General features: G+C 50.2%; 1 tRNA gene. It reads left to right on the forward strand.

Going from position 1 to position 213, the window contains the following annotated elements:
* Window positions 1-81 precede the first annotated feature (81 nt).
* Window positions 82-158, forward strand: a tRNA-Asp gene (locus BCT49_RS05715).
* The last annotated feature ends 55 nt before the right edge of the window (window positions 159-213 follow it).

Below are 213 nucleotides of genomic sequence, written 5' to 3' on the forward strand. Positions count from 1 at the left end.
GGACATCGCCAGGCTTTAAATTAAATCTTTAGGTTGACCGACTTGGAGATATGGACGCTCACTTAGTGAGTTGACCACTGCGGAGTGGTAGTTCAGTTGGTTAGAATACCGGCCTGTCACGCCGGGGGTCGCGGGTTCGAGTCCCGTCCACTCCGCCACTTATTCAGAGTTTCAGCTCTTTAAAACTGAAAATAGGGGTGTAGCTCCAATTGG

The organism is Vibrio lentus, assembly GCF_002875945.1.
In the GTDB taxonomy this organism is placed as follows: Bacteria; Pseudomonadota; Gammaproteobacteria; order Enterobacterales; family Vibrionaceae; genus Vibrio; species Vibrio apostichopi.